29 protein-coding genes and 1 tRNA gene are annotated in these 25010 nt (G+C 64.1%); 8 read left to right on the top strand and 22 right to left on the bottom strand.

The window, feature by feature from the left end:
- Position 1: 1 nt before the first annotated feature.
- The 12 genes from LC083_RS12105 to LC083_RS12050 form a co-directional block, all read right to left on the bottom strand.
- Complete coding sequence (locus LC083_RS12105; protein WP_226700598.1) at positions 2 to 1864, bottom strand: M2 family metallopeptidase; 1863 nt, start codon at positions 1862 to 1864, stop codon at positions 2 to 4.
- A 70-nt stretch (positions 1865 to 1934) separates the two neighbouring features.
- A complete protein-coding gene (locus LC083_RS12100) occupies positions 1935 to 2471 on the bottom strand; it encodes a hypothetical protein (protein WP_226700597.1) in 537 nt (178 codons plus the stop codon).
- Positions 2464 to 3222, bottom strand: coding sequence for an alpha/beta fold hydrolase (locus tag LC083_RS12095; protein WP_226700596.1), 759 nt, complete (start codon positions 3220 to 3222; stop codon positions 2464 to 2466). The genes LC083_RS12100 and LC083_RS12095 overlap by 8 nt, the downstream gene beginning before the upstream one ends.
- The gene (locus tag LC083_RS12090; protein WP_226700595.1) at positions 3219 to 3668 is read right to left on the bottom strand and encodes a GFA family protein; all 450 of its coding nucleotides are present in this window, start codon (positions 3666 to 3668) and stop codon (positions 3219 to 3221) included. Before LC083_RS12090 ends, LC083_RS12095 begins: the two co-directional genes overlap by 4 nt.
- Positions 3665 to 4312 (bottom strand): 2-hydroxychromene-2-carboxylate isomerase, encoded by a 648-nt coding sequence (locus tag LC083_RS12085; protein ID WP_226700594.1) that lies wholly within the window; start codon positions 4310 to 4312, stop codon positions 3665 to 3667. Before LC083_RS12085 ends, LC083_RS12090 begins: the two co-directional genes overlap by 4 nt.
- A 25-nt stretch (positions 4313 to 4337) precedes the next feature.
- Positions 4338 to 4910, bottom strand: a complete 573-nt coding sequence (locus LC083_RS12080; protein ID WP_226700593.1) for a hypothetical protein — start codon at positions 4908 to 4910, stop codon at positions 4338 to 4340.
- Positions 4907 to 5932 carry an aspartate-semialdehyde dehydrogenase gene (locus LC083_RS12075; protein WP_224832435.1) on the bottom strand — a complete coding sequence of 342 codons (1026 nt, stop codon included), beginning with the start codon at positions 5930 to 5932 and terminating at the stop codon, positions 4907 to 4909. The genes LC083_RS12080 and LC083_RS12075 overlap by 4 nt, the downstream gene beginning before the upstream one ends.
- 85 nt (positions 5933 to 6017) lie before the next feature.
- The gene (locus LC083_RS12070) at positions 6018 to 8264 is read right to left on the bottom strand and encodes a S9 family peptidase (protein ID WP_226700592.1); all 2247 of its coding nucleotides are present in this window, start codon (positions 8262 to 8264) and stop codon (positions 6018 to 6020) included.
- A gap of 366 nt (positions 8265 to 8630) precedes the next feature.
- A complete protein-coding gene (gene rplS, locus LC083_RS12065; protein ID WP_160606806.1) occupies positions 8631 to 8999 on the bottom strand; it encodes a 50S ribosomal protein L19 in 369 nt (122 codons plus the stop codon).
- A 10-nt stretch (positions 9000 to 9009) separates the two neighbouring features.
- On the bottom strand, positions 9010 to 9735 hold the full coding sequence (gene trmD / locus LC083_RS12060; RefSeq protein WP_226700591.1) for a tRNA (guanosine(37)-N1)-methyltransferase TrmD: 726 nt from the start codon (positions 9733 to 9735) through the stop codon (positions 9010 to 9012).
- A gap of 13 nt (positions 9736 to 9748) precedes the next feature.
- Positions 9749 to 10054, bottom strand: coding sequence for a hypothetical protein (locus tag LC083_RS12055; RefSeq protein WP_226700590.1), 306 nt, complete (start codon positions 10052 to 10054; stop codon positions 9749 to 9751).
- Between the two features lie 26 nt (positions 10055 to 10080).
- Positions 10081 to 11034, bottom strand: coding sequence for a carbon-nitrogen hydrolase family protein (locus tag LC083_RS12050; protein WP_226700589.1), 954 nt, complete (start codon positions 11032 to 11034; stop codon positions 10081 to 10083).
- Positions 11035 to 11090: 56 nt separating this feature from the next.
- Between LC083_RS12050 and LC083_RS12045 the strand changes: the two genes are divergently transcribed.
- Entirely contained in the window at positions 11091 to 12011 is a 921-nt protein-coding gene (locus tag LC083_RS12045; protein WP_226700588.1) for an NAD(P)/FAD-dependent oxidoreductase, read from the top strand.
- Here LC083_RS12045 and rimM read toward each other — a convergent pair.
- The 5 genes from rimM to LC083_RS12020 form a co-directional block, all read right to left on the bottom strand.
- Positions 12008 to 12493: a ribosome maturation factor RimM gene (gene rimM, locus LC083_RS12040; RefSeq protein WP_226700587.1), complete on the bottom strand. Its 486-nt coding sequence runs from the start codon at positions 12491 to 12493 to the stop codon at positions 12008 to 12010. The two genes, LC083_RS12045 and rimM, sit on opposite strands and share 4 nt — an antisense overlap.
- Positions 12494 to 12502: 9 nt before the next feature.
- On the bottom strand, positions 12503 to 12994 hold the full coding sequence (rpsP, locus tag LC083_RS12035; RefSeq protein WP_226700586.1) for a 30S ribosomal protein S16: 492 nt from the start codon (positions 12992 to 12994) through the stop codon (positions 12503 to 12505).
- 38 nt (positions 12995 to 13032) lie between these two features.
- Positions 13033 to 14538 carry a signal recognition particle protein gene (gene ffh / locus LC083_RS12030; RefSeq protein ID WP_226700585.1) on the bottom strand — a complete coding sequence of 502 codons (1506 nt, stop codon included), beginning with the start codon at positions 14536 to 14538 and terminating at the stop codon, positions 13033 to 13035.
- Positions 14539 to 14717: 179 nt separating this feature from the next.
- Positions 14718 to 14793: transfer RNA gene (locus LC083_RS12025), tRNA-Ala, on the bottom strand.
- A 93-nt stretch (positions 14794 to 14886) separates the two neighbouring features.
- Positions 14887 to 15228, bottom strand: coding sequence for an FYDLN acid domain-containing protein (locus tag LC083_RS12020; RefSeq protein WP_160606790.1), 342 nt, complete (start codon positions 15226 to 15228; stop codon positions 14887 to 14889).
- Between the two features lie 171 nt (positions 15229 to 15399).
- On the opposite strand from LC083_RS12020, the gene aroA reads away from it, so the two are divergent.
- From aroA to LC083_RS11985, 7 genes are all read left to right on the top strand, one after another.
- Positions 15400 to 16707 (top strand): 3-phosphoshikimate 1-carboxyvinyltransferase, encoded by a 1308-nt coding sequence (gene aroA / locus LC083_RS12015; protein WP_226700584.1) that lies wholly within the window; start codon positions 15400 to 15402, stop codon positions 16705 to 16707.
- A complete protein-coding gene (locus LC083_RS12010; RefSeq protein ID WP_226700583.1) occupies positions 16704 to 16964 on the top strand; it encodes a CBU_0592 family membrane protein in 261 nt (86 codons plus the stop codon). The genes aroA and LC083_RS12010 overlap by 4 nt, the downstream gene beginning before the upstream one ends.
- Positions 16961 to 17596, top strand: a complete 636-nt coding sequence (locus tag LC083_RS12005) for a (d)CMP kinase (RefSeq protein ID WP_226700582.1) — start codon at positions 16961 to 16963, stop codon at positions 17594 to 17596. The genes LC083_RS12010 and LC083_RS12005 overlap by 4 nt, the downstream gene beginning before the upstream one ends.
- Positions 17597 to 17761: 165 nt before the next feature.
- Entirely contained in the window at positions 17762 to 18133 is a 372-nt protein-coding gene (locus tag LC083_RS12000; protein WP_160606783.1) for a hypothetical protein, read from the top strand.
- A gap of 419 nt (positions 18134 to 18552) precedes the next feature.
- A complete protein-coding gene (gene rpsA, locus LC083_RS11995) occupies positions 18553 to 20256 on the top strand; it encodes a 30S ribosomal protein S1 (RefSeq protein WP_224832423.1) in 1704 nt (567 codons plus the stop codon).
- A 98-nt stretch (positions 20257 to 20354) separates the two neighbouring features.
- The gene (gene gloB / locus LC083_RS11990; RefSeq protein WP_226700581.1) at positions 20355 to 21110 is read left to right on the top strand and encodes a hydroxyacylglutathione hydrolase; all 756 of its coding nucleotides are present in this window, start codon (positions 20355 to 20357) and stop codon (positions 21108 to 21110) included.
- Positions 21111 to 21114: 4 nt separating this feature from the next.
- Complete coding sequence (locus LC083_RS11985; RefSeq protein WP_226700580.1) at positions 21115 to 22089, top strand: NADPH:quinone oxidoreductase family protein; 975 nt, start codon at positions 21115 to 21117, stop codon at positions 22087 to 22089.
- Here the strand turns inward: LC083_RS11985 and LC083_RS11980 are convergent.
- From LC083_RS11980 to LC083_RS11960, 5 genes are all read right to left on the bottom strand, one after another.
- Complete coding sequence (locus LC083_RS11980; RefSeq protein ID WP_226700579.1) at positions 22086 to 22643, bottom strand: PepSY-associated TM helix domain-containing protein; 558 nt, start codon at positions 22641 to 22643, stop codon at positions 22086 to 22088. The two genes, LC083_RS11985 and LC083_RS11980, sit on opposite strands and share 4 nt — an antisense overlap.
- Positions 22644 to 22761: 118 nt before the next feature.
- Positions 22762 to 23334: a hypothetical protein gene (locus tag LC083_RS11975; protein ID WP_160606774.1), complete on the bottom strand. Its 573-nt coding sequence runs from the start codon at positions 23332 to 23334 to the stop codon at positions 22762 to 22764.
- The gene (locus tag LC083_RS11970; RefSeq protein ID WP_226700578.1) at positions 23327 to 23821 is read right to left on the bottom strand and encodes an ATPase; all 495 of its coding nucleotides are present in this window, start codon (positions 23819 to 23821) and stop codon (positions 23327 to 23329) included. Before LC083_RS11970 ends, LC083_RS11975 begins: the two co-directional genes overlap by 8 nt.
- Before the next feature lie 82 nt (positions 23822 to 23903).
- Complete coding sequence (locus LC083_RS11965) at positions 23904 to 24131, bottom strand: F0F1 ATP synthase subunit C (RefSeq protein ID WP_160606770.1); 228 nt, start codon at positions 24129 to 24131, stop codon at positions 23904 to 23906.
- A 36-nt stretch (positions 24132 to 24167) separates the two neighbouring features.
- On the bottom strand, positions 24168 to 24956 hold the full coding sequence (locus LC083_RS11960) for a F0F1 ATP synthase subunit A (protein WP_315899616.1): 789 nt from the start codon (positions 24954 to 24956) through the stop codon (positions 24168 to 24170).
- Positions 24957 to 25010: the final 54 nt, after the last annotated feature.

The following is a 25010-nucleotide window of genomic DNA, read 5'->3' as shown; positions in this document are numbered from 1 at the left end:
CTTACCACCCCTGCGGCTTGCCCTTGTTCTGCTCTTCCAGCCACGCCATCAGCGGGGCGAAGTATTCGACCATGGCCTTGCCGCTCATCTGGCGTTCGCCGGTGAAGGCCTCCAGCGCGTCGGGCCACGGCTTGCTGGCGCCCATTTCGAGCATGGCATTGAGGTTCTTGCCGACTTCCTCGTTGCCGTAGAACGAACAGCGGTGCAGCGGTCCTTCCCAGCCCGCCTGGTCGCAGGCTGCCTTGTAGAACTGGAACTGCAGGATCCGCGCGAGGAAATAGCGGGTGTACGGCACGTTGCCGGGGATGTGGTACTTGGCACCGGCATCGAACTTGCTCTCGTCACGCGCGACGGGCGGCGTAATGCCCTGGTACTGGAGGCGCAGGTCCGTCCAGCCGGCATTGAGCTTGTCAGCCGGGATCGAGCCGTCGAACAGGCCCCAGCGATAGCGGTCGACCATCAGGCCGAACGGCAGGAAGGCCACCTTGTCCATCGCCTGGCGCAGCAGCAGGCCGATGTCCTTGTCCGCGCTCGGCACGTCCTTGGGATCGAGCATGTCGATCTGGACGAGATATTCGGGCGTGATCGACAGCGCGACCATGTCACCGATGGCTTCGTGGAAGCCGTCGTTCGCGCCGTTGAGGTGCAGGTAGTCCTGCTGGTTGTAGGCACGCTGGTAGTAGTTGTGGCCCAGCTCGTGGTGGATGGTGATGAAGTCGTCGGCGTTCTTCTTGATGCACATCTTGATGCGCAAGTCGTCGACATTGTCGATGTCCCAGGCGCTGGCATGGCAGACGACTTCACGGTCCTGCGGCTTCACGAACTGGCTGCGTTCCCAGAAGGTTGCGGGCAGTTCCTTGAAGCCGAGCGAGGAGAAGAAATCCTCGCCAACACGGACCATGCCGACTTCGTCGACGCCCTTCTTCTCGATCAGGTCGGTGAGGTCGTAGCCGATGTCACCCGCCCCTGCCGGTGCGACGAGCGGGTAGATATTGCCCCATTCCTGCGCCCACATATTGCCAAGCAGGTCGGCACGGATCGGGCCGGTGGCGGGCTGCACCGCATCGCCGTGCTTTTCGTTCAGCTTCGACCGGACATAGGTGTGGAGCGCCATGTAAAGCGGCTTCACTTCCTGCCACATCCGCTCCGTCTCGGCGGCGAACTGGTCGGGATCCATGTCGTAGTTCGAACGCCACATGGCGCCGAGGTCCTTGAAGCCCAGCTCCTTCGAACCTTCGTTCGCGATCGAGATCATGCGCAGGTAATCGCCGCGCATCGGCGCACCGACATTGTCATGCCAGCTGGTCCACATCTCGGCCAGTTCGGCCGGCGTACGCTCGGGATTGCCCATCTCGGCCTCGATGTCCGAACCGCTGATTTCCTTGCCGTTCAGCGTGCCCTTGCCCTTGCCGTACTGGCTGTTGAGGCTGGTCGCGATCTCGTTGAGTTCAGTGGCCGCGCCGTCACGCACCGGGGCAGGCATCACGATGCCGTTGCGCAGGATGTCGAGCTTGCGGGCGACTTCGGGGTCGAGACTGGCCACGCGGGCATATTCGGCCGCCTTGTTGGCATAGGCGACCGACTTTTCCGTCGCGACTGCGCCGTACTTGGCAGCCAGCGCATCGCTGTCATGCATGATGTAGGTCGAGTTGATCCACGACACGCGGCCGAATTCGACCGAGAAGTCGAACAGGTCCTTTTCCACCATGGCGACCCATGCGGCGGCACCGGCCGGCGTCATCGGAAAGGGATCTTCCGAAGCGACGGGCGCGAGCGGCGCGCTGGCGACGGGTTCGGCCTGCGCACTGGTGCAGGCAGCCAGCGACATGGCGATGGCGGATACGGCGACGGGGGCGAATTTCATGGATGTCCTCTCGTGGGGGAAATGCGACTGGTTTCTTCTGCTACCGGATTGCACCTGCAACCCGCCTTAATCAAGCGCTTCGACGTCGCTCTACCCCGAACCAGGCCAGGGCCACGACAAGCGAGGGGAAGCCGATGAAGAAAGCGGCCATCTTGGGCTGCTGCGCCGTGGCGGCGATCGCGGCCAGCGTGTCGTTGCCGCCCGTCACGAAGCCCTGGATGGCCTGGCAGAAAGTCTCGGTGAAATCGAGGATGCCGAAAGCGGCGTAGGCAAGGATCGCAAGCCCGGCGAGCGCCTTCAGCAGGTCCGAGCGCGCAGCCTGCCGGATGAGCTTGCCGCCCATGACGCCGCCCGTGCTGTAAAGGACGATGAACAGCAGGTCGAACAGGATGGCGATCCTGAAGAAATCCATCGCCCCGGACGCCCGCCAGCTTGCGTGAATGTCCTCGACGCGCTGGGCGGTGGCCGCGACCTGGTGATCGATCATCCCTTGCGGTGCGATGTCGGTGACCAGGCGATCGTTCTGGCTCACCAGCGCGACGATGATGACGATCCCCGTCAGCCAGAGCAGCCAGAAATTCCGCCAGTTCGAATGCCTGCTATCCATCCTTTACCCCCAGCCAATTTGCCATCGCCAACCCGAGATCGGGCTTGGTCACGCTGCCCATGTGCGTGCCCGGCACTTCGATGTAATCCGCATTGGGCAGCAATTCCGCGAGCGCAGGTGCCGAGCCGTTGTCGCGGTCCTCGTCGCCGCAGACCACCAGCGTCGGCATGGTGACGTTGGGTAGCAGGCCAAGGTCGAGATCGGGCATGGTGTCGAGCAGCAGCCGCGCCGCCACCCGGTCCACGCCCTGCGATTTGAGGAACTGCATCGAGAAATAGGCCGGATCGCCGCGCGGGATGTTCTCGAACTCGTCGATGACGCGCTTGAAATAGGCGCTGCGCTTGGCCCATTCGCCAAGGCCCGCCGTTCCCATCCCGCCCACGATCAACCGCGCAGGATGCAGCACGCCGTGCGCGACCGCGTGAAGCGAGGTGCGCGCACCCAGCGAAAACCCGCCGAGATCGTAGTCCTCGAGCCCCAGGTGATCCACCACCGCGGCCACATCGCGCACCAGCACGTTGAGCGGGTATTTCTCCGGCTCGCGCGGGGCCTCGCTCTCTCCGTGGACGCGAAAGTCCAGCATCAGGACCTCGTAGCCCTTGTCCGCGATGGCCTCGTGGTGCCCCCATTTGATCCAGTTCATCTCAGCGCTGGAAAAGAGGCCATGCAGCAGGACCAGCGGACGCCCGTTACCGTGCCGGTGGAGAGCAAGCTGCGTGCCGTCGAAACTGGCGAAGCGTTCGGTCTTCATTCGGGTACCTCGCCGGTCGCATCGATCCAGCGCTGGTTCAGCGCAGTGTGTTCACTCAGGGGAATCCGCTTGAGACCCGAGGTATCGATCCAGCTTTCGTGGATCTTCTCCGAGGCGAAATGCCAATGCGGCTCGATCCCGTATGGTTCGTCGAGGCTGCCCACGGTGACGTCCATGTTTTCGCCGTCGTTGAAGGCGAAGCCGAGCGGTGTCCCGCAGCGGCTGCAGAATGGGCGCTGCGCTATCGGCGAACTGGAATACCAGTCGGGCCCGCTTTCCCACTGAATGTCCGATTTCGGCAGGCCGATGAAGGCGATCGAAACGCCGCCGGTAGCGCGTTGGCACATTCGGCAATGGCATAGATAAGCCTGGCTGACATCGATCTGCGCCGTGTAGCGGACGGCGCCGCACTGGCAGCCGCCGCTCATCGCCCGTTTTACGGTCATCGCTTGGCCAGCCCCTTTTGCTCCATGCGCCATTTGACCATGTCGATGCGGTCTTGCCCGAAGAAGGGTTCGCCTTCGAACACCAGCGTCGGCACGCCCCAATGGCCTGCGGCCTCTAGGCTGGACTGGTTGGCCGCGATTTCGGTGTCGAGCGCTTCTGCCTCGGCTTCGATCTCGGCTGCAATTTCGGACGCATCGAGACCAGTCGATTCCAGTGCGCGCTCGAGATGCCCACCTTCGTCCCAGCCTTCTTGGCCGCCCCAGATCATCCGGCCGGCTTCGGCAGCGAAGACGAGGCCCTTGCCGCGCCTCGCCGCAGCCTGCCCCATGCGCGTCACGCGCCGGATACGAGGTTGGTCCTCCGCAATCTCGCGGGTCATGATGTTCTGGACGATGGGATCGGGCCGCGGTGCGCCGAAGGGAATGCCATGGAACTGAGCCACCCGCATCATGTCGCGCATGGTGTAGCCCAGCCAGTTGGGATGATTGCGCTCGAAGAAATCGGGCTGGCGGATCGCCAGCGGATAGACCGGCTTCAGGGCGATCTCGAGATCGTACTCCTCGGCCATGGTGCGATAGCGGTCCACAGACAAGTAGCTGTAGGGCGAGCGGAAGCTGAAATAGAGCTCTGCGTGCAGTGTCATGTGCGCCTTATACAGGCGCAGCGCCTCAGCGGAAGAAGCAGCTCAATCCGGCTTGCAGGCCCGTGATTGTGCCACCTTCCGAAAAGCCGCGGATCGTGCCGAAATCACCGGTGGTATATTCGAACTCGCCCGGCAGCGTGCTTTCGATCTCGCGCACCTGCCGTTCCGACTTGAGCGCATCGATCGTCACGCCCGGACGGATGCCGTCCGAAGTCGCCACGCCTTCACCGGTCTGGAGGAACCAGCCGGCAAACTTGTCGTCCTGGAAAGCGAGTTGCAGCGGGCCGTAGGAGACGAAGTCCATCGGCCCTGCCCCGCATTCCTCTTGCCGCGAGGTTTCGCCGGCCGCGCCCCAGGCGCTTTGGGCCAGCTTCTCGACATCGGCGCGGGGCGAACCGAACCGCAGCACCATGGCGCTGTCCGCGCTGGCGCCTGCCACGCCGTTCGCATTGACCACCAGCTTCGTGCCTTCGAACCGGTCGGCAGCAGGGGCCTGCTGCGCGCCTGAAGAGGTATCACCGCTTGGCGCCGTCTCAGCCCCGCCGCAGGCAGCGAGAGCAAGTGCAAGAGCGGCGAGCGGGAGGGTGTGCCTGATCATCCCTTCTTAAGGCATTCGCGGCCGAGGAGTTCCGCGATCTGCACCGCGTTCAGCGCTGCGCCCTTGCGCAAATTGTCCGACACGCACCACAGGGTGAGGCCGTTCTCGACCGTCGCATCCTCGCGAACGCGGCTGATGTAGGTCGCGCTGTCGCCGGCTGCCTCGATCGGGGTCGTGTAGCCGCCGTCCTCGCGCTTATCGACCAGCATGATGCCGGGCGCCTCGCGCAGGATGTCCTGCGCCTGTTCGGCGGAAATCTCGTTCTCGAATTCGATGTTCACCGCTTCGGAATGGCCCACGAAGACCGGCACGCGCACGCAGGTGGCGGTCAGCTTGATCTTCGGGTCGAGGATCTTCTTGGTCTCGACCACCATCTTCCATTCTTCCTTGGTCGAACCATCGTCGAGGAAGACGTCGATGTGCGGGATCACGTTGAAGGCGATCTGCTTGGTGAACTTCACCGGTTCGGTCGGATCGCCGACGAAGATGTTGCGGCTCTGCTCGAACAGCTCGTCCATGCCTGCCTTGCCCGCGCCGGAAACCGACTGGTAGGTCGAAACGACCACGCGCTTGATCGTCGCTGCATCGTGCAGCGGCTTCAGCGCGACGACCAGCTGCGCGGTCGAGCAGTTGGGGTTCGCGATGATGTTCTTCTTGGCATAGTCGTGGATCGCGTCCGGGTTCACCTCGGGCACGATCAGCGGAACGTCCGGGTCCATGCGGTAGAGCGAGCTGTTGTCGATCACCACGCAGCCTGCTGCCGCCGCTTTGGGCGCATATTCCTTGGCCGGACCGCTGCCGGCGGCGAACAGGGCGATGTCCCAGCCGGCCCAGTCGAAATGCTCGATATTCTTGCACTTGAGCATCTTGCCCGTGTCGCCGAACTCGACCTCGGTGCCGACGGAACGGCTGGAGGCGACGGCCGCCACTTCGTCGCAGGGGAACTCGCGCTCGGCGAGGACCTGCATCATTTCGCGACCGACATTCCCGGTCGCGCCGACCACGGCAACACGATAACCCAATGCACTTCTCCAAAATCTATGCGCCGCCGAGATAGCGATTGGTTTCGCGCCCGCAAGCGCACATTCGATTGCGGGCACTAAAGCGTCACTCCGGAGGCGTAACCCCGTGCGCTTCAAGGAAGCGGAACACGGTGTTGTAACGGTGCGGGCTGATTTGCTCGCCCGACACGCGGTGGGTGTAGCCGGGGTAGAGCATCATTTCGAACGGCACGTTGGCTTCCTGCATCTTCGAGATGATCTCGGTCGCGTTTTCGAACACGACGTTGTCGTCGGCCATGCCGTGGATGATCAGCAGCGGATCGGTTATCTTCGCCGCATCGGGAATGGCCGATGCCTTCTCATAAGCCTGCGCGTCGGCCTGCGGCGTGCCCATGTAGCGTTCGGTGTAATGGGTGTCGTAAAGCTCCCACTTGGTCACCGGCGCGCCGGAAATGCCCGCGGCATAGAGGCCCGGATCGGCCTGGAGTTGCTTCAAGGTCATGTAACCGCCATAGGACCAGCCATCGATGGCAATCTTGCCCGCGTCGACGAAATCGAACTGGGTGAGGAATTCGGCGCCCGCCTTCTGGTCGCGCACCTCGACCCCGCCCATCGCGCGGTAGATCGGCTGTTCGAACTTCACCCCGCGGTTTGCACTTCCCCGGTTGTCGAGCGCGAACCAGATGTAGCCCTTGTCGACGATCGCCTGCCGCAAGGCGCCGTTCCAGCCCTTGTTGACGGTTTGCGGACCGGGTCCGCCGTAGTGGTAGAAATAGACCGGGTATTTCTTGCCCGGCTCCAGCGGGGGCGTGACCATTTCCCAGTAGAGCAGCGTCCCGTCCTCTGCCGGGAGCACGCCGTATTGCGTGGGCTGGTGGCTGGCGAGATAGGGCGCGTAAGGGTGGTCTGCGGTAAGCTCGTTGCGCTCGATCCAGGCAAGCTGGTTGCCCTGCCCGTCGGCGATGTAGCTCTGCGGCGGGATGTCGTCGTTCGAACGGGTCACCAGCAGGGTCTGCGCCTTGCCGTCCATCGTGCCGGCATTGGTGTAGAACAGGTCGGTCAGCCGCTCGACCTCGCCCGGATTGGCAAGGTTGAAGGCGTAGATCTGCTGGGCCAGCACATCGTCTCTGGTCGCCTGGAAATAGACCCGACCCTGTTCCTGGTCGACGCCGAGCAGCTTGGTGACGACCCATTCGCCCTTGGTCAGCTGGGTCCAGTTGCCATCGGCATAGCGGTAAAGGTGCCCGAAGCCGTCGCGTTCCGACCACCAGATGAGGCTGCCGTCGTCGAGCCATTTGTAGTCGTCGGACAGGTTGATCCAGTAATCCTCCATCGCCGCGGTTTCGGTGAAGAGCACCTCGGTCTTGCCGGTGGCGGGATCGACCTTGAGCACATCGAGCACGGTCTGCTCGCGGTTCTGGCGCTGGACGTAGAGCGCCGAACCGTCCGGCGCCCAGTCGACGCGGGCAAGGTAGATGTCGGCATTCTCGCCGAGATCCACCTTCACGCGGTTCTGGCCGTCGGGGTCCATCACGAACAGCTCGACCACCGCGTTGGGACTGCCCGCGACAGGATAGCGCTGGTCGAAGACCTTGGTGCCGGTCGCGCCGATCGCGGCGCGCGTGACGATGCCGACCATGCTCTCGTCGAAGCGTTCGACGGCGATGCGCCGGTCGTCGGGGCTCCACCAATAACCGGTGAGGCGCGCCATTTCCTCCTGCGCGACGAATTCCGCCTCGCCCCAGCGGATTGCATCGCCTTCCTTCGGGGTTACCGGGCTTGCCTCTGCCCCGACGTCACCGACCCACAGCTGCCGGTCGCGCACGAAGCTGACATAGGCACCTGTGCTGCTGAGCGAGGGATTGAGTTCGCTTTCCTCCGTATCGGTGAGCCGGATGACCTCGCCGCCGATGCGCGCGAGGTAGAGATCGCCGTCGAGCGGCACGAGGACGGCGTCGCCTTCCTTGGTCCACTGGTAGCTAATGATGCCCTTGAGGCTGCCGACGCGGGCGCGTTCGCGCTGCATCTTCTCGTCTTCGGACAGTTCGCGGCCCGTGCCCAGCTTCTCGCTGTCGACCAGCATGGACCAGTCGCCCTTTTCGCGGTCGTAGGCCCACAAATCGTAGCGCTCGCGGTCGTCCTCGCGGTTCTTCAGCAGGGTGAGATAGCGGCCGTCGGGCGACAGCTTGGCCTGGCGCGGTGCGGGTCCGTCGAGCGAGGGCGAGGCGAAGACGCGTTCGAAGGTGAGATCCATGGGCGCGGTTTCCCCGGTGTTGCTGTTGTTCTGGGCCAGTGCGGGCGCTGCAAGGCAGGTGCCGAGCGCCAGGACAGCGGCGAAGGTCAGTTTGCGCAAGTGTCTCTCCCATTCTGCGACGGCCCGCTCTCGCAAGCCGCGCGGCGAAAGGCAAGGATTCGCGCCGACAGGCAATTTCATGCCTAATTTGGCCTTAAGCGCGCTTCCTTAAATCCCCTTAACGCCTTGCCGCCACAAGGGTCCCTGTCATCGGGAGCCTCTTTCCGGCTCACTGGCTCCCGGAGGCATCAGACCGGGCCGCAAGGCTCATCATGATCCCCACGTGACAAGGGCGGTGCTTTCAGGAGCACCGCCCTTATTTTTTCGCCTTTGGAACGAGTATCTTCCTGACGTTCCGCAAGGGCAGCCCAAACGAAAAGGGCGGCCCCGCAGGACCGCCCTTCGAATTCGCATTGCTTGCGAGGTTTACGCCTTGGGGGCGTTGACCTTGCGTTCCGCGATACGAGCGCGCTTGCCGGTACGGCCGCGCAGGTAATACAGCTTTGCACGACGCACGACGCCGCGGCGGACCACGGTGATGCTGTCGACGATCGGGCTGTAGAGCGGGAACACGCGTTCCACGCCTTCGCCGAACGAAAGCTTGCGGACGGTGAAGTTGCTGCCCATGCCGCGGTTCGAGCGGGCAATGACAACGCCTTCGAAGTTCTGGACACGCTCGCGCTGGCCTTCGACGACCTTCACGCCAACGCGGACGGTGTCACCGGCACGGAATTCGGGGATGTCCTTCCCGAGGTTCTCGATAGCTTCCGCTTCGAGCTGCTGAATCAGGTTCATGACCTAAGTCCTAGTCTTTTCGCCGCGCGCCAGAGGCAGGCTGGTCCCGATCGCCACTGTAGCGATCCCAAAGGTCCGGCCTGCGTAACCGTGTGTCTTCTTCGCTCCTTGCCTTGCGCCAAGCAGCGATTTTCGCATGATCCCCCGATCGCAGCACTTCAGGGATCGTGCGCCCTTCCCATTCCTGAGGTCGGGTATATTGCGGGTATTCCAGGAGACCGTCCTCGAACGACTCCTCGTGCCCGCTTGTGGGCGCGCCCATTACTCCGGGAAGCAGGCGAATGCAAGCGTCGAGAATCGCCAGTGCGGCGGGCTCTCCGCCCGACAGGACGATATCGGCAAGGCTGACCTGCTCGATCTGCGGATAGGCCTCGAAAATGCGCTCGTCGAAGCCTTCGAACCGGCCGCACAGGATGGCGACGCCCGGCCCTTCGGCGATCTCGCGGATACGCTCCTGCGTGATCGGCTTGCCGCGCGGCGTCATGGCGAGGATCGGGCGTTCGTCCGCGACGCTGGCGATCGCCGCGCCGATCACATCGGGCTTGAGCACCATGCCCGCCCCGCCGCCAGCAGGCGTATCGTCGACCGTGCGATGCTTGTCCGTGGCAAAATCGCGGATCTGGACCGTCTGACACGACCAGTCGCCCCGCTCGAGCGCGCGGCCGGCAAGGCTGATGCCCAGCGGGCCGGGAAACATCTCGGGATAGAGAGTGAGGATTGTTGCGGCGAAGGTCATCGGGGCAAAACGATCAACGACGGGCCATGACCCGGTGCGCCACGAAATAGCTCACCGGCCAGCCCACGATCACCGAAAACATGGCTACCATGCCCACGATGGCGATGCCGAGGACCTCGGGCCCGCGAAAATCGGGTTCCAGCGCTGTCGAAAAGGCTGCGAGGAAGAGGATCACGCTGAGAACGGGCAGGAGTGATGAGCCCAAGAGGGAGGACCATCGGGCACTGGACTGGGGACGGATACTCCTGACCCCCGCCGACACCAGCAGGGCCACGCCGCAGTACACGCCCAGCACGACTGCCAGTCCGACAAGGGCCAAGCCGGCCAGAATGACAATTCCCCAACTCAGTTCGCCCACGTGACCCCTCCTTTGGGTTTCCTGTCGACAGTCAGTTCGAAAACGTCCGGCCGCGAATAGTGGCCATCGGTATCGAGGCTGGCTAGCCCGTGGCCGATCTCGTCCAGATCGAGCTCTGCGAACAGCGTTTCCTCGACTTCGCCTGCCTGCGCGATGATCCGCGCATCGGGCGCGGCGATCAGCGAGCCGCCGCGGTTGAGCGTGTCCGCTTTGATTGCCCCAATCAGTTCGCGTGCCTCGTCGTTACCACCGGCCCGCTCCAGCCCGTTGAAGAGATCGTCCTTCGCCTGTACCAGCCCTGCCGCCAGCACGAAGCAGCGGCCCTCCATCGCGTAATGGCGGCTGGCAATGGCGTATTGCTCGCGCACGGTCGGCCAGGCGGCCACGTGCACGCTTTCACCGAGATTGTGCATCGCTGCGCGGGCGAGCGGCATCCAGTGCTCCCAGCAGATGAGCGAGCCGACGCTGCCCCACTCCGCCTGATGGACGCCCAGCGTCGAGCCGTCGCCGCGCATCCATACCAGCCGTTCGCCATGGGTGGGAACGAGCTTGCGGTGGTCGAGCACCGGCAGGCCGGGCCGGAAGGTCATCTGGTTGTTGTAAAGGCTCTGCCGCATCCGCTCATGCGCGCCGATGCTGATCACTGCGCCGCTTTCGTCGGCAAGTTCCTGCAGGGGCAGCAGCCGCTCGTCATTCGCGACCACCGCCTGCTCCAGCAGGATGCGGTGCAGCGCGCGCGTGCCGGGATGGTCCCACAGCGCGGCGCCCGGCGCCTCGTCGAGCCACAGCGGATAACCGCCGAGGAAAGTCTCGCCGAACGCGACCAGCTTCGCCCCTCCCTCGATCGCTTCGCGCGCAAGGCGTAGGGCCTTGTCGATCCCGTCGCCGATGGCGAGCGGCACAGGCGCTGCCTGCACGATTGCGACTTGGAGTGTGGTCATGGCGGTCCGGTTAGCGCGGGCGGCACCGTTTTGCCATCCCGCGCGTTCACGCAGGCATGAGCGAGCATATCGACGACTGCATCATCGTGGGCGCAGGGCCTGCAGGGCTGACCGCCGCGATCTATCTCGCGCGTTACCACCTCGGCATCCGCCTGTTCGATTGCGGCACCAGCCGTGCCAGCTGGATCCCGCGCAGTCACAACCACGCAGGCTTTCCCGACGGCATCAACGGCGAGGAACTGCTGGAACGGATGCGCGAACAGGCGGCGAAATACGGCGCCCTGCGCGAGCCCAAGCGCGTGACCGACCTCTCCAAACCTGACGATTGCTTCACCGTGACCTGCGGCGAGGAGATCTATCGCGCCCGCACCGTCCTGCTGGCGACAGGCGTGGTCAACAACCGTCCCGAAGGTATGGACGACCAGCTGCATGACGAGGCCCTGTCGCGCGGCCTGCTGCGCTATTGCCCGGTTTGCGACGGCTACGAGGTGACCGACAAGAGGGTCGCCGTGATCGGCACGTCGGACCACGGCACGGCCGAGGCGCAATTCGTGCGCACCTTCACCGCCGACCTCACGCTGGTTTCGCCCGGCGGCGACCACGATTTGTCCGACCAGTGCTCGAACGCCCTCGACAAGGCGGGGATCGCCCGCGTCGCTGGACCTTGCGGCAATTTCGCGATCGAGAACGGGCAACTGGCTTTCGATACTGCCGAAGGGCGGATGGCCTTCGACAGCGTCTATCCCGCGCTGGGGTCGGTCATCAGGTCGGGCCTTGCAAAGTCATGCGGGGCAAGTGTCAGCGAGGACGGCAGCATCGGTGTGACGGACCATCTCGAAACCAGCGTGCCGGGCCTTTACGCGGCAGGCGACGTGGTGGTGGGCCTCGACCAGATCGGCCATGCGATGGGACAGGCAGGCGTCGCCTCCACGGCCATCCGCAATGCTTTGGCTCAGAAACGTGCGCTCAGGCGCTAATCGACGAAATCCGCGTTGACGGTCAGCTTCTCGGCATCCCAAGCCGGCACGGCCTGCTGCGTCAGCGGGACCATGAATTTCTTGCCGTCGTGCTTCTCGATCTCGACGATCTCGGTCGCGCCGAAGTTCTCGACCGCACAGACGCGGCCGATGTCCTCGCCCGTGTCGGTGACGACGGGAAGGCCCAAGAGGTCGGAATAATAGAATTCGCCTTCGTCCAGTGCCGGCAAAGCGGATCGCGGGACGGTCAGGACGGTGCCGCGCAGTTTCTCGGCGGCCGTGCGGTCCGGGACTTCGGCGAAGCGCGCGATGGCGCCGCCCTTGTTGTCGCTGCGGACCTTGGAGAGCGTCAGGGCTCCCCCGTTGAAGCTCTTGTGCGGCTTGAGGGCTTCGAACCCTTCGCCAAACAGCTTCAGACGGACTTCGCCCGCCACGCCATGCGCACCGGTGACGGCTGCCAGCGTGACGGGCTTGTCCTGCATCGAAAGGGCTTACTCGGCCTTTTCTTCGGCCGCTTCATCAGCCGGAGCTTCTTCAGCAGCAGCTTCTTCAGCAGCGGCTTCTTCGGCGGGTGCTTCTTCTTCGGCCGGAGCGGCTGCAGCTGCAGCGGCTTCTTCCTCGGCAGCCTTGGCGGCTTCTTCGGCTTCAGCGATCTTGGCGGCCTTTTCTTCGGCGCGTTCCTTGGCGGCTTCGCCCGGCTCACCCTTCTTGGGGTTGTTCTTCGGCGCACGCTCGAGGATGCCGGCGGCATCGAGGAAGCGGTGGACGCGGTCGGTCGGCTGCGCGCCAACCGAGAGCCAGTGACGTGCACGGTCTTCGTCGAGCTTCACGCGCTCGCCCGAATCCTTCGGCAGCATCGGGTTGTAGGTGCCGATCTGCTCCAGGTACTTGCCGTCACGCGGGCTGCGCGTGTCCGACACGACGATACGGTAGTAAGGACGCTTCTTCGCGCCACCGCGCGACAGACGAATTGCAACTGCCATTTTACTTCACCTTTCGAATGTAAATATCGGTAATCAGATTATTTCTTGTTCAATAAATCACGCAGGTCGGCGGGCAGCGTGTCCGGGTCCACCGAAGGACCCTTGCCGCCGCCGGAACCAAGGCCCGGCAGGCCGCCCATCGGGCCCGGACCACCCGGACCGCCGAGACCCGGCATCGCGGCACCGAGGCCACCCTTGCCGAACAGCGCGCCGAGACCCTTGAGGCCGCCCATCTTCTTGATCTGCTTCATCGCGCGGCCCATCTCCTGGTGCATCTTGAGCACCTTGTTGACGGTCTGCACGTCGGTGCCCGAGCCTGCCGCCACGCGCTTCTTGCGCTTGGCGTTCATCAGTTCGGGACGCTTGCGTTCCTTCGGCGTCATCGAGCCGATGATCGCGTCCATGCGCAGCAGCACGCGATCGTCCATGCCCGACTGCTGCATCGCCGCCTTGGCCTTCTTCATGCCCGGCATCATGCCTGCAAGCGCGCCGAGGCCGCCCATGCTCTGCATCTGCTTGAGCTGCATGCGCAAATCGTCGAGGTCGAACTGCCCCTTCGCCATCTTCCTGGCGAGGGCTTCGGCCTCTTCCTCCTTGATCGTCGCCGCGGCCTTTTCGACCAGGCTGACCACGTCGCCCATGCCGAGGATGCGGCCGGCAACGCGCTTGGGATCGAAGGCCTCGATCGCGTCGAGTTTTTCACCGGTACCGGCAAATTTGATCGGCTTGCCCGTGACATAGCGCATCGAGAGCGCCGCACCGCCGCGCGCATCGCCGTCCATGCGGGTCAGCACCACGCCGGTCAGCGGCACTTCGCCGGTAAAGCTCTGCGCGACGTTGACCGCGTCCTGGCCGGTCAGGCTGTCGACCACCAGCAGCACTTCGGTGGGCGCGGAGACGGAGGCGATCGCCTTCATCTCGGCCATCAGCGCCTCGTCGACGTGGAGACGACCTGCGGTATCGAGCAGCAGCACGTCGGCGGCCTGCAGCTTGGCGCTTTCCATGGCGCGGCGGGCGATGTCAACCGGCTGCTGGCCGGCAATGATCGGCAGCGTGGCGACACTGACCTGCTCGCCCAGCACCTTGAGCTGTTCCTGCGCGGCCGGACGGTTCACGTCGAGCGAGGCCATCATGGCCTTCTTGCCGTGCTTTTCCTTGAGCAGCTTGCCGAGCTTGGCGGTCGTGGTCGTCTTACCCGAACCCTGCAGGCCGACCATCATGATGACGACCGGCGGCTTGGCCGAGAAGTTCAGTTCGCGCGATTCGGCATCGTCGCCGTCGCCGCCGAGCATTTCGACCAGCTCGTCATTGACGATCTTGACGACCTGCTGGCCGGGCGTGACCGACTTCAGGACTTCCGAGCCGATGGCCTTTTCGGTGACCGCGTCGATGAAGCGGCGCACCACCGGCAGGGCGACGTCGGCTTCGAGCAGCGCGATGCGCACTTCGCGCATGGCTTCGCGAACGTCGTTCTCCGACAGCGAGCCGCGGCCCTTGAGCTTGTCGAAGACATTGCCGAGCCGGTCGGACAGATTGTCGAACATGTCTGTTCTTCTCCTTCCGAACCCGTCGAGGCCCGAATAAACGCGAAAAACGCCGGCGGACGAGAACTCGTCGGCCAGCGTGGGGTCAGACCCCTATGGAACCCAAACGTATGCCCGGGTGTGGTGGAAGCAAGCCGCAGCCGTCGCCACGGCCTGCTACCATCGCACTCGGGTAAAAATGGTGGAGCCTAGCGGGATCGAACCGCTGACCTCCTGCATGCCATGCAGGCGCTCTCCCAGCTGAGCTAAGGCCCCGAACCATTTCAGACGACACGACTTTGAAAAGAACGTGCCACCCTTGCGGGAGGCGCCCAATATAAGCAGGCCTCCCGCATTGCAACAGCTAAATTAGCTTTCGTCGACGTCGTCGTCGTCGCCCTTGGACTTGGTCTCGACGCCGAGGTCGTCGTCACCGCCGAGGTCGACTTCATTGTCGGGCGAATCATCGTCTTCGTCGATGTCGATGTCCAGATCGTCATCGTCGTCGCCGCCCAGATCGGCGTCGGCTTCGGCGTCCTTCTTCTTCGCTTCTTCTTCGGCGAGAATCGGCTGCTTCGACTTGAGCACGGGTTCGGGGAACCACTCTTCGGCGCATTCGATGCAGTGGACGGGCTCGTCCTTCGTCAGATCGTAGAAGCGGGTGCCGCACTTCGGGCAGGTCCGCTTGGTGCCCCATTCCGGTTTGACCATGTGTAATCCTTGGCTTTGCCGCCCCCGCGCCTGTGGCGAGGGCCGTGTGAATTCGTAATTGTATTGATGGGTTCCCGCTGCGCAGGAATCAACAGCGCGCGCGCCTTGCCAGAAGCCATTGCCACTGTCAAAGACCCGCGCGCAAGTGCCCTTCCCTTACCGGAAAAACCGTTGACCGCACACCGTTTCCTGCCCCGAACCCCGTTGACCGGACGCATCCGCGTGCCCGGCGACAAGTCGATCAGCCACCGCTCGCTCATGTTCGGCGCGCTGGCGGTGGGCCGCAGCCGTATTTCCGGCCTGCTGGAGGGCGAGGACGTGCTTTCCACCGCCGCCGCCTTGCGCGCCATGGGCGCCCGCATAGAGAAGGACGGCGACACCTGGGTGGTCGACGGCGTGGGCGTGGGCACGCTGCTCCAGCCGCAAGGCGCGCTCGACATGGGCAATTCGGGCACCTCCACCCGCCTGCTCATGGGCCTCGTCGCCAGCCACGGCATCACCGCAACCTTTACCGGCGATGCCAGCCTGTCGAAGCGCCCGATGGGCCGCGTGATCGATCCGCTTTGCATCATGGGCGCGAGCTTCACCTCCTCCCCCGGCGGCACGCTGCCGCTGGTCATGGAAGGGCTGCAACCGGCCGTCCCGATGACCTATCGCCTGCCCGTCGCCAGCGCGCAGGTGAAGAGCGCGGTCCTGCTCGCCGGCCTCAATACGCCCGGCACCACCACGGTGATCGAGCCGGTGCCGACCCGCGACCATACCGAACGGATGCTGCGCGGTTTCGGCGTCGACGTGCGCGTCGAAGAGATCGAAGGCGAAAAGCACATCTCGCTGACCGGCCCCGTCGACATGACGCCCTGCGACATCACCGTCCCGGGCGATCCTTCCTCTGCCGCCTTCTTCGCGGTGGCCGCCAGCGTGGTTCCGGGCAGCGATCTGGTGATCGAGAACGTCGGCCTCAACCCGACCCGCGACGGCATCTTCCGCGTGCTGAAGCAGATGGGCGCGAATATCGACTACCTCGACGAACGCGAGGTCGGCGGCGAACCGGTCGCGGACCTGCGCGTGCGCCATGCACAGCTCACGGGCATCGAGGTCGATCCCGACATCGCGCCGAGCATGATCGACGAGTTCCCCGTCCTCTTCGTTGCCGCTGCCTTGGCGCAAGGCACTACCATCACCAGCGGCCTCGACGAATTGCGGGTCAAGGAAAGCGACCGCCTGACCGCCATGGCAACCGCGCTGTCGCTCGCCGGCGCCAGCGTCGAGGAGCGCGAGGACGGCCTGCTCATCCGCGGCACCGGCGGCAAGCCGCTGGCAGGCGGCGGCCCCGTCACCACCCATCTCGACCACCGCATCGCCATGAGCATGGCGGTTGCCGGCCTGGCTAGCGCGGCGGGTGTCGAGATCGACAGCACCGAGCCCATCGCCACCAGCTTCCCCAACTTCATGGCGCTGCTGGAAGAAGCCTCCGCGTGAGCGAGGCTTTCGACATCTACACCGCCGTCGGCTTCGTCGGCATGGCCTGCATCATCGCCGCCTATGCCTATCTGAGGTGGAAGGACGAGCCGAACCCCTTCATCCTCCACGGCACCAACCTCCTCGGCGCTGCGCTGCTCACCGTATCACTGCTGGTGCACACCAACTGGCCGAGCCTCGTGCTGGAAGGTTTCTGGGCGGCGATTGCGCTGTGGGGCTTGTGGAAGGCGCTCAAGTCGCGCAGCAGGCCCGAATGATTATCGCCGTCGACGGACCAACCGCCTCGGGCAAGGGCACGATTGCCAAGGCCCTCGCCGCGCATTTCGGCCTGCCGCATCTCGACACCGGTCTGCTCTATCGCGCAGTCGGGCGGCAGGTGTTCCTCGACGGCGGAGACCCGGACGATAGCGGCGACGCGCTTGCTGCGACCGCCTTTCCCGACAGCCTGCTGGACGACCCGCATTTGCGCGACGAGGAAACCGGCGGGCTCGCCAGCCGAGTCTCGGTCCACCCCGCGGTGCGCCAGGCGCTGTTCGAACGCCAGCGCAGTTTCGCCACGCAGAAGGGCGGCGCGGTGCTCGACGGGCGCGATATCGGGACGGTGATTGCCCCCGAGGCCGAGGCGAAGCTGTTCGTGACCGCCAGCGTAGAGGCGCGCGCCCAGCGCCGCTTCCTCGAAATGCGCGATCGCGGCGTGCCCGTCACGCTGGCCGAGATCGAGGACGACCTGCGCCGCCGCGACGAGCGCGACCGCAACCGCGCCGTTGCGCCGCTGGTCCCGGCAGCAGATGCGCTGGTCATCGACACCAGCGCGCTCGACCGGGAGGAAGCCTTTGCCGCGGCGCTCGAAGCGGTGAATGCCCTGACCGGCCAGCAGCCCTGCCCGTAAGGCACCGGCCAGCAGGCTTGCCAAGCCCGCGCAACAGGCGCAGATAGTCCGCCTTCGCAAAAAGTGGTCGCCAAAAGGTCGCGCATGGGTCGCTGCAGGACAGCGAAACACGGCCCGCGACGTGTGCGAACCGCGCTTTTTCTGTCCCTCAACGGGAGAGAAGCTATGAAGAAGATGCTTATCCTTGCAGCCCTGGTCGGCCTGACCGCATCCCCCGCACAGGCGGAACACTGGGATGTCATCGGGACCAAGCTGAAAGACACCTGCCCGATCGGCAAGTACATGGCGATCGTGAAGGACTTCAACCAGTGGGGCCGGTCCTACGGCTATACCGCCACCATCCTCACCCCGATCCAGGACCAGGACCAGACGATGTTCTGGTGGATCGGCAAGACCGAGAACGCCGCCAAGTTCGGCGCGGCATGGGATGCGTGGCGCGATGGGCTGTCGGATCCCAATTCGACGCCCGCCAAGCTGCAGGCGCGGTTCGCCGATTGCGCCACCAACCATTCGCGCAGCGGATACGACGCGTGGTGACGATCTGAGGGACTGGCGGGCGCGCGGCGGAGATTTGCCGGAGCGCCCGCTTTCCTACAGGGGCGAAGGCGTGGCAGGGCATCCTCCATGTCCCGAAAGATCGCCACGAACCCGCCGAAACACGCGCCTTTCCCGCTGCTTCGCCGGGCCTGGGCTTTTTCCGCCTGGACCGTGTTCCATGTGTTCCATCCTGTAGGGCGAAGGGGTGCATTTCCCTTGCTTTCCGCAGGGGTTTGCACTAGGCGCGCGCCCGTCCCGAACATCTCCGAGATCGAAAGGACCTTCGCGGCGGCATCCGGCCTCGCGGAGATCACGGCCCTCTTGCCCCGTACGGCCCGTGCAATCGTGCACAGGCAGACGGTGAAAGACCCCGGTAAAACCGGTGGCCGGTAGCAAAACGAACGTAGGACTACTTACATATGGCAACCTCAGCCAACCCCACCCGCGACGATTTCGCGGCAATGCTCGACGAGCAGCTCGGCGGCGCCGATGACGGCGGCTTCGAAGGCCGTGTCGTCAAGGGCACCGTTACCGCAATCGAAAACGGCTATGCCCACATCGACGTCGGCCTGAAGAGCGAAGGCCGCGTCGACCTCAAGGAATTCATGCGCGGCGAAGACGAGCACGGCCTCGAAGTCGGCTCGGAAGTCGAAGTGTTCGTCGACCGCATCGAAAACGCCGACGGCGAAGCCATGCTGTCGCGCGACCGCGCACGCCGCGAAGCTGCATGGGACAAGCTTGAAAGCGAATTCGGCGAAGGCAAGCGCGTCGACGGCCGCATCTTCGGCCGCGTCAAGGGCGGCTTCACCGTCGACCTCGATGGCGCCGTGGCCTTCCTGCCCGGTTCGCAGGTCGACATCCGCCCCGTGCGCGACGTCACCCCGCTGATGGACATGCCGCAGCCCTTCCAGATCCTGAAGATGGACCGTCGCCGCGGTAACATCGTCGTCTCGCGCCGCGCGGTCCTCGAAGAGACACGTGCAGAACAGCGCAGCGAACTGATCGACAAGCTGACCGAAGGCCAGGTGATCGACGGCGTCGTGAAGAACATCACCGACTACGGTGCCTTCGTCGACCTCGGCGGCATCGACGGCCTGCTCCATGTCACCGACATGAGCTACAAGCGCGTCAACCACCCCAGCGAAATGATCGAAATCGGCCAGACCGTGACCGTCCAGATCATCCGCATCAACGAAGACACCCAGCGCATCAGCCTCGGCATGAAGCAGCTGGAATCGGATCCGTGGGACGGCGTCGCCGCCAAGTACCCGGTCGGCATGAAGATGACGGGCACCGTCACCAACATCACCGAATACGGTGCATTCGTCGAAATCGAGCCGGGCATCGAAGGCCTGGTCCACGTTTCGGAAATGAGCTGGACCAAGAAGAACGTCCACCCGGGCAAGATCGTCTCGACCTCGCAGGAAGTCGAAGTCATGGTCCTGGAAGTCGACAGCGAAAAGCGTCGCATCAGCCTCGGCCTCAAGCAGGCCCAGCGCAATCCGTGGGAAGAGTTCGCCGAAGCCCATCCGGTCGGCACGAAGGTCGAAGGCGAAGTCAAGAACGCCACCGAATTCGGTCTCTTCATCGGTCTTCCGGGCGACGTCGACGGCATGGTCCACATGTCGGACATCGCATGGGGCATTTCGGGTGAAGACGCCCTCGCCCTGCACCGCAAGGGTGAGCAGGTCGAAGCCGTCGTTCTAGACGTCGACGTCGAGAAGGAACGCATCAGCCTCGGCATGAAGCAGCTCGAAAAGGGTGCTCCGACCGAAGCCGGCGCCGGCAGCTCGCTGCGCAAGAACCAGGTCGTCACCGTGACCGTGCTCGAAGTCCGCGATGGCGGTCTCGAAGTGCAGGTCGGCGAAGACGGCGCGACCGGCTTCATCAAGCGTTCGGACCTCGGCCGCGACCGCGACGAACAGCGTCCGGATCGCTTCCAGCCCGGCGCCAAGGTCGACGCGATGGTCACCGGCTTCGATCGTTCGAAGAAGCCGACCTTCTCGATCAAGGCTCGCCAGATCGCCGAAGAAAAGGAAGCAGTCGCACAGTTCGGTTCGTCGGACTCGGGTGCTTCGCTCGGCGACATCCTCGGCGAAGCGCTGAAGAAGAAGGAAGATTAAGCTCTTCCTCCCTTCATCAGGGTAATCAGGAAGGCCCGCTTGCTCACCCGAGCAGGCGGGCCTTTCCTATAGGGGGCAACGGGCGTAGGCTGCCGGCCATGCTACAGGTTCACCAGTTTCCCTGCCTTGCCGACAATTACGGCTTCCTCCTCCACGATCCCGAAAGCGGCGAAACCGCCGCGATCGATACGCCCGACGGCGCGGAATACCTGAGGCAGGCCGATGCGAAGGGCTGGCGCATCACGCAGGTGTGGAACACGCACTGGCATCCGGACCATGCCGGCGGGAACAAGGCCATCGTCGAGGCCACCGGCGCCAAGGTCGTCGCCCCGCAGGAAGTCGAGCGCCTGACGCCGATCGACCGCGTCGTGGGCAATGGCGACAAGGTCGAACTGGGCCGCTGGCACGCGCGCGTGATCGACGTATCGGGCCACACCAACGGCCATATCGCCTACCACATTCCCGAAGCCGACCTCGCCTTCGTCGGCGACAGCGTCTTCGCACTCGGCTGCGGGCGGATGTTCGAAGGCAAGCCCGACCAGTTCTGGCACAGCCTGGAGCGGATTAGGCAGATGCCCGAAAACACGCTGCTCTACTGCGCGCACGAATATACGGCATCGAATGCGAAGTTCGCGTTGCACGCGGATCCCGACAATACCGAGCTGCAGCTCTACGCCGCCCGGGTGGAAGAGAAGCGGGCCAAGGGTGAACCGACCGTTCCCACCGTCCTGTCGCGCGAACTGATCACCAATCCCTTCCTGCGCGCGGACAGCGCGGAACTGCGCGATCGCTGGGGCGGCAGCACGCCCGCGGAGACATTCGCGGCGCTCCGGGCAGCCAAGGACAACTTCTGACGCCATGAAGGCACTCGTCGTCCGGTCGCTGTCGTCCGACCTTTCGGGGACGCAGATCGAGGATATCGCCGACCCCGTGCGGGAAGAGGGGCAAGTCCTCGTCAGGGTGCGTGCGGCTTCGCTCAACTATCCCGACCTGCTGATGACCCGCGGAACCTACCAGTTCAAGCCGGACGTGCCCTTCGTCAGCGGCCTCGAAATGGCAGGCGAAGTGGTCGAGGCCGATGAAGGCAGCGGCTTCACGCCCGGTGACCGCGTCATGGGCGGCGCGAAAACCGGTGCCTTTGCGGATCTCGTGGCCCTTCCCGTCTCGTCGCTCAGGCCCGTCCCGGCCGGCCTAGGCTTTCCCGAGGCGGCGGCCATGGGCGCAGCCTATCACACGGCCTATGTCGCCCTGGTCGAGCTAGGCCGATTGCAGGAAGGCCAGACAGTGCTGGTTCACGGCGCGAGCGGCGGGATCGGGCTTGCGGCTTGCGATCTGGCCAAAGCACTCGGAGCCCGGGTCATTGCCGCCTCGCACCGCGAGGATAAGCAGGCCGCACTCGAGCGGATCGCCGCCCCGGACGCGGTAATCCTCAACACGGGCCGCTTCCGTGAAGAGGTAGCGGAACTTACCGGTGGCAGGCTCTGCGACGTGGTCTTCGACCCTATCGGCGGGGACGTTTTCGACGAGAGCACCCGCTGCGTCGCCTTTGGCGGGAAGCTACTGGTCGTCGGCTTCGTGGCCGGTCGCATTCCCGAAATCGCGGTCAATATCCCGCTGATCAAGGGGTTCTCGGTGGTCGGCGTACGGGCCGGAGAATATGCGCGTCACTTCCCCGACCGCGCCACGCGGATCGCCGCCGAACTGGAGCGCTTGGCAAGCGAAGGCCGGATCAGCCCCCATATCGACCGTACCCTGCCCCTCGCCCGATGGCGCGAAGCCTTCGAAGCGATGGAGGCAGGAGAGATCGTCGGGAAGATCGTGCTGGAACCCTAGCCCAGCAGGACGAAGCCCACGAATGCGGCACTCCCCACGATGCTCCAGGTGATCGTAAGCTTGCGCAGCGCCTTGACCTGCAGGCCCATGATCACGCCGCTGAGCACCAGCAGGAAGAGGACGATTGCCAGGACCGTCGCGTAAATCTTGAAAGCCGTGCTACCCTTCGCCTTGTGCAACTGTACCAGCCAGCGGTGAAGCGAAGCTTCCTTCACCTCGACTTCGGCGACCAGCGGATCATCGTTCGCGACCACTTTCGCCTCGCTGCGCGCGCCCGACCAGGACAGCGAAATCTCGCCATCCTCGTTGCTGACCTTGGTCTTCCCACTCGGCGCTGAAAGGCCCTGCTGCGCAAGGCCTGCAAGCGCGATCTGCTTCAGCTGTGCCTCGTCTTCCGCTAGCGGCTGCTCGAGCGGCACAAGGACCGTCTCTTCCCGCCATTCACCGGTGTTGCCCCACGTGTAAAGCGCCCCCGTAACGAGGAACATCAGTATGGCAGGGAACATGATGGCAGCCGCGATGAGATGCAGCTTGGTGAGGAAGACACGATTCACGAAACGATCCTTTTTTGCTAACGCTTCGCAATAGCGTGGCAATCCCGGATTGAAAGAAAAAAAGCGCGCGAAACCCGATGGCCTCGCGCGCTTTTTCGTGCTTTGAAAGGTCGGACCGTCAGATGCCGGCGATGACCTTGTCTGCCAGCGCCTTGTCGGCATCGGCGTCGTGCTTGTCGGCGATCAGCGCGCGGCTCGCAGCAGTTGCGGCGAGCGCGGCACGGTTGCGGACGTCCTCGACCGCTTCACGCTCTGCGGCAGCGATCTTGTCTTCCGCCATGCGCTTGCGACGCTCGACCATGGCCTGGCTGTCGGCTTCCGCCTTTTCGAGGATCGCGTCGGCTTCATGCTGCGCATTGGCGAGCATGGCTTCGGCATCCTTTTCGGCACCGGCGATCTTGTCGGCATATTCCTGGCGAAGCGCTTCGGCTTCGGCGCGGAGCTGCTTGGCTTCTTCCAGCTGGTCCTTGATCGCGGCGATCTTGCTGTCGAGGCCGCCGGCGATGGTCTTGTGGACCTTGGCACCGAAGAAGGCGATGAGCAGGAGGATGAGCATCGCGATCGAGACGATCTGGAACGGTGCCAGACCGAACAGTTCGGGCTCTGCATGCGTACCTGCACCGCCGTGACCGACCTCGGTGTTCACTTCGGCAGCTTCCGTCGCGAAGACTTCAGGAGTGGTATTAGCCATTGGCCATTGCCTCCTTCACTGCCTTGGCGGCGGCAGGCTTGGTCACCTTCACACCGGCGAGACGCTGGGCGATGTCCTGGGCCGCTTCGACTGCAACGCTTTCGACTTCGGCGAGCGCCGCAGTACGGGCTTCACCGATGCGGGCTTCCGCGTCGGCAAGCTTCTTGTCGATGCGGGTCTGCGCAGCCTTGAGCTTCTTTTCGGACTTGGCAGCAGCCTCGTCCTTGGCCTTGGCCACGATCGCCTGTGCAGCGGCGCGGTTTTCATTCTCACGCACCCGCCAGGCATCTTCCTGTTCGTCGGCCGCGTCACGCGCAGCCTTGGCTGCGGCGAGGTCAGCGGCGATCTGACCGTCGCGCTGGGCAACGGTTTCCATCACCTTGGGCACCATGCCCTTGCCGATGACGAAGAAAGTGATGCCGAAGAAGACCAGCAGCCAGAAGACCTGACTGGACCACGTATCGGCAAGCTGTGCTATCTGGGGCATTGCAGCTCTCGAAAAGCGGGTGCGAAAAATTCATGGCACCGGCCGGGCGTATCCCGACCGGTGCGATCTCGAAAGTCGTCGATTAGGCGACGAAGATCAGGATCATGGCAACGACGAACGCCAGCAGGCCGAGAAGTTCGGCAGCGGCGAAGCCGATGAACAGGCGGCCCTGCTGGCCGTCGGCAGCACCCGGGTTACGCAGAGCGCTTTCGAGGAACGAACCGAAGACGTTACCCACACCGATGGCGGCCATGCCGGCACCGATTGCAGCGAGACCGGCGCCAACCAGCTTTGCAGCTTCCATTTCCATGACAAACTCCTTTGGGAAAAACTTTGAATTGAAGACTTAGTGAAGGTTCTCGGCGTCGTTGATGTACAGCGACGTCAGAAGAGCGAAAACATAGGCCTGGATGCCTGCGACCAGCAGTTCGAGCGCGCAGATACCGACCATGAGAAGGAAGCTCGGCAGACCCACGATGCCGCCCCACAGGACGCCGGCATTGGTACCGTCGATCACGAAGCTGGACAGCACTTCGAGCAGCACGTGTCCGGCCATCATGGCGACGAAGAGTCGCAGGCCGAGGCTGAACGGGCGCACCATGAACGAGATGAACTCGATCGGCGCGATCACCGGTATCATCGGCAGCGGCGTGCCATGCGGCACGAAGAGCGAGAAGAAGTGCAGCCCGTGCTTCCAGAAACCAACGATCAAGACGATCGCGAAACTGATGATCGCGAGGACGCCGGTCACGGTGAAGTGGCTGGTGAAGGTGAACGGGTGGACGCCGACGATGCCCAGCGGCAGGAGGCCGAGCAGGTTGGCGAACAGGATGAACATGAACAGGCTGAAGACATAGGGCACATACTTGCGCCCGGCCTTGCCGATGTTCGCTTCGAGCATGTTGTCGATGAAACCGGTGAAGGTTTCCACCATCATCTGCCAGCGGCCGGGCACAAGCTGGCGCTGCATGCCGCCGAGCACGAACACGAAGAGCACGACCGTGGTGATAAGCATCCACAGCGCGCTGTTGGTGAAGGCGATATTATAGCCCGCGAGTTCCCAACCTTCCGAGCCGCCCAGCGGCTGGATGGTGAACTGGTACATCGGATCGACTTTGGCCTGTTCGGCTGCCACGTCTGTTACGTCCCTAAATCCTGTAACGAGCGCCCCGGAATCCCCATTGCGGGA

This window comes from Qipengyuania gaetbuli, from assembly GCF_020524765.1.
In the GTDB taxonomy this organism is placed as follows: Bacteria; Pseudomonadota; Alphaproteobacteria; order Sphingomonadales; family Sphingomonadaceae; genus Qipengyuania; species Qipengyuania gaetbuli_A.
The sequence above is the reverse complement of the archived record's forward strand: the minus strand, read 5'-3'. Positions and strand labels throughout refer to the sequence as shown.

Coding starts and splice junctions, on each gene's coding strand:
- LC083_RS12105 (WP_226700598.1), bottom strand. CDS start 1,864: ATGAAATTCGCCCCCGTCGCCGTATCCGCCATCGCCATGTCGCTGGCT.
- LC083_RS12100 (WP_226700597.1), bottom strand. CDS start 2,471: ATGGATAGCAGGCATTCGAACTGGCGGAATTTCTGGCTGCTCTGGCTG.
- LC083_RS12095 (WP_226700596.1), bottom strand. CDS start 3,222: ATGAAGACCGAACGCTTCGCCAGTTTCGACGGCACGCAGCTTGCTCTC.
- LC083_RS12090 (WP_226700595.1), bottom strand. CDS start 3,668: ATGACCGTAAAACGGGCGATGAGCGGCGGCTGCCAGTGCGGCGCCGTC.
- LC083_RS12085 (WP_226700594.1), bottom strand. CDS start 4,312: ATGACACTGCACGCAGAGCTCTATTTCAGCTTCCGCTCGCCCTACAGC.
- LC083_RS12080 (WP_226700593.1), bottom strand. CDS start 4,910: ATGATCAGGCACACCCTCCCGCTCGCCGCTCTTGCACTTGCTCTCGCT.
- rplS (WP_160606806.1), bottom strand. CDS start 8,999: ATGAACCTGATTCAGCAGCTCGAAGCGGAAGCTATCGAGAACCTCGGG.
- trmD (WP_226700591.1), bottom strand. CDS start 9,735: ATGACCTTCGCCGCAACAATCCTCACTCTCTATCCCGAGATGTTTCCC.
- LC083_RS12050 (WP_226700589.1), bottom strand. CDS start 11,034: ATGACCACACTCCAAGTCGCAATCGTGCAGGCAGCGCCTGTGCCGCTC.
- LC083_RS12045 (WP_226700588.1), top strand. CDS start 11,091: ATGAGCGAGCATATCGACGACTGCATCATCGTGGGCGCAGGGCCTGCA.
- rimM (WP_226700587.1), bottom strand. CDS start 12,493: ATGCAGGACAAGCCCGTCACGCTGGCAGCCGTCACCGGTGCGCATGGC.
- rpsP (WP_226700586.1), bottom strand. CDS start 12,994: ATGGCAGTTGCAATTCGTCTGTCGCGCGGTGGCGCGAAGAAGCGTCCT.
- ffh (WP_226700585.1), bottom strand. CDS start 14,538: ATGTTCGACAATCTGTCCGACCGGCTCGGCAATGTCTTCGACAAGCTC.
- LC083_RS12020 (WP_160606790.1), bottom strand. CDS start 15,228: ATGGTCAAACCGGAATGGGGCACCAAGCGGACCTGCCCGAAGTGCGGC.
- LC083_RS12005 (WP_226700582.1), top strand. CDS start 16,961: ATGATTATCGCCGTCGACGGACCAACCGCCTCGGGCAAGGGCACGATT.
- LC083_RS12000 (WP_160606783.1), top strand. CDS start 17,762: ATGAAGAAGATGCTTATCCTTGCAGCCCTGGTCGGCCTGACCGCATCC.
- rpsA (WP_224832423.1), top strand. CDS start 18,553: ATGGCAACCTCAGCCAACCCCACCCGCGACGATTTCGCGGCAATGCTC.
- gloB (WP_226700581.1), top strand. CDS start 20,355: ATGCTACAGGTTCACCAGTTTCCCTGCCTTGCCGACAATTACGGCTTC.
- LC083_RS11985 (WP_226700580.1), top strand. CDS start 21,115: ATGAAGGCACTCGTCGTCCGGTCGCTGTCGTCCGACCTTTCGGGGACG.
- LC083_RS11975 (WP_160606774.1), bottom strand. CDS start 23,334: ATGGCTAATACCACTCCTGAAGTCTTCGCGACGGAAGCTGCCGAAGTG.
- LC083_RS11970 (WP_226700578.1), bottom strand. CDS start 23,821: ATGCCCCAGATAGCACAGCTTGCCGATACGTGGTCCAGTCAGGTCTTC.
- LC083_RS11965 (WP_160606770.1), bottom strand. CDS start 24,131: ATGGAAATGGAAGCTGCAAAGCTGGTTGGCGCCGGTCTCGCTGCAATC.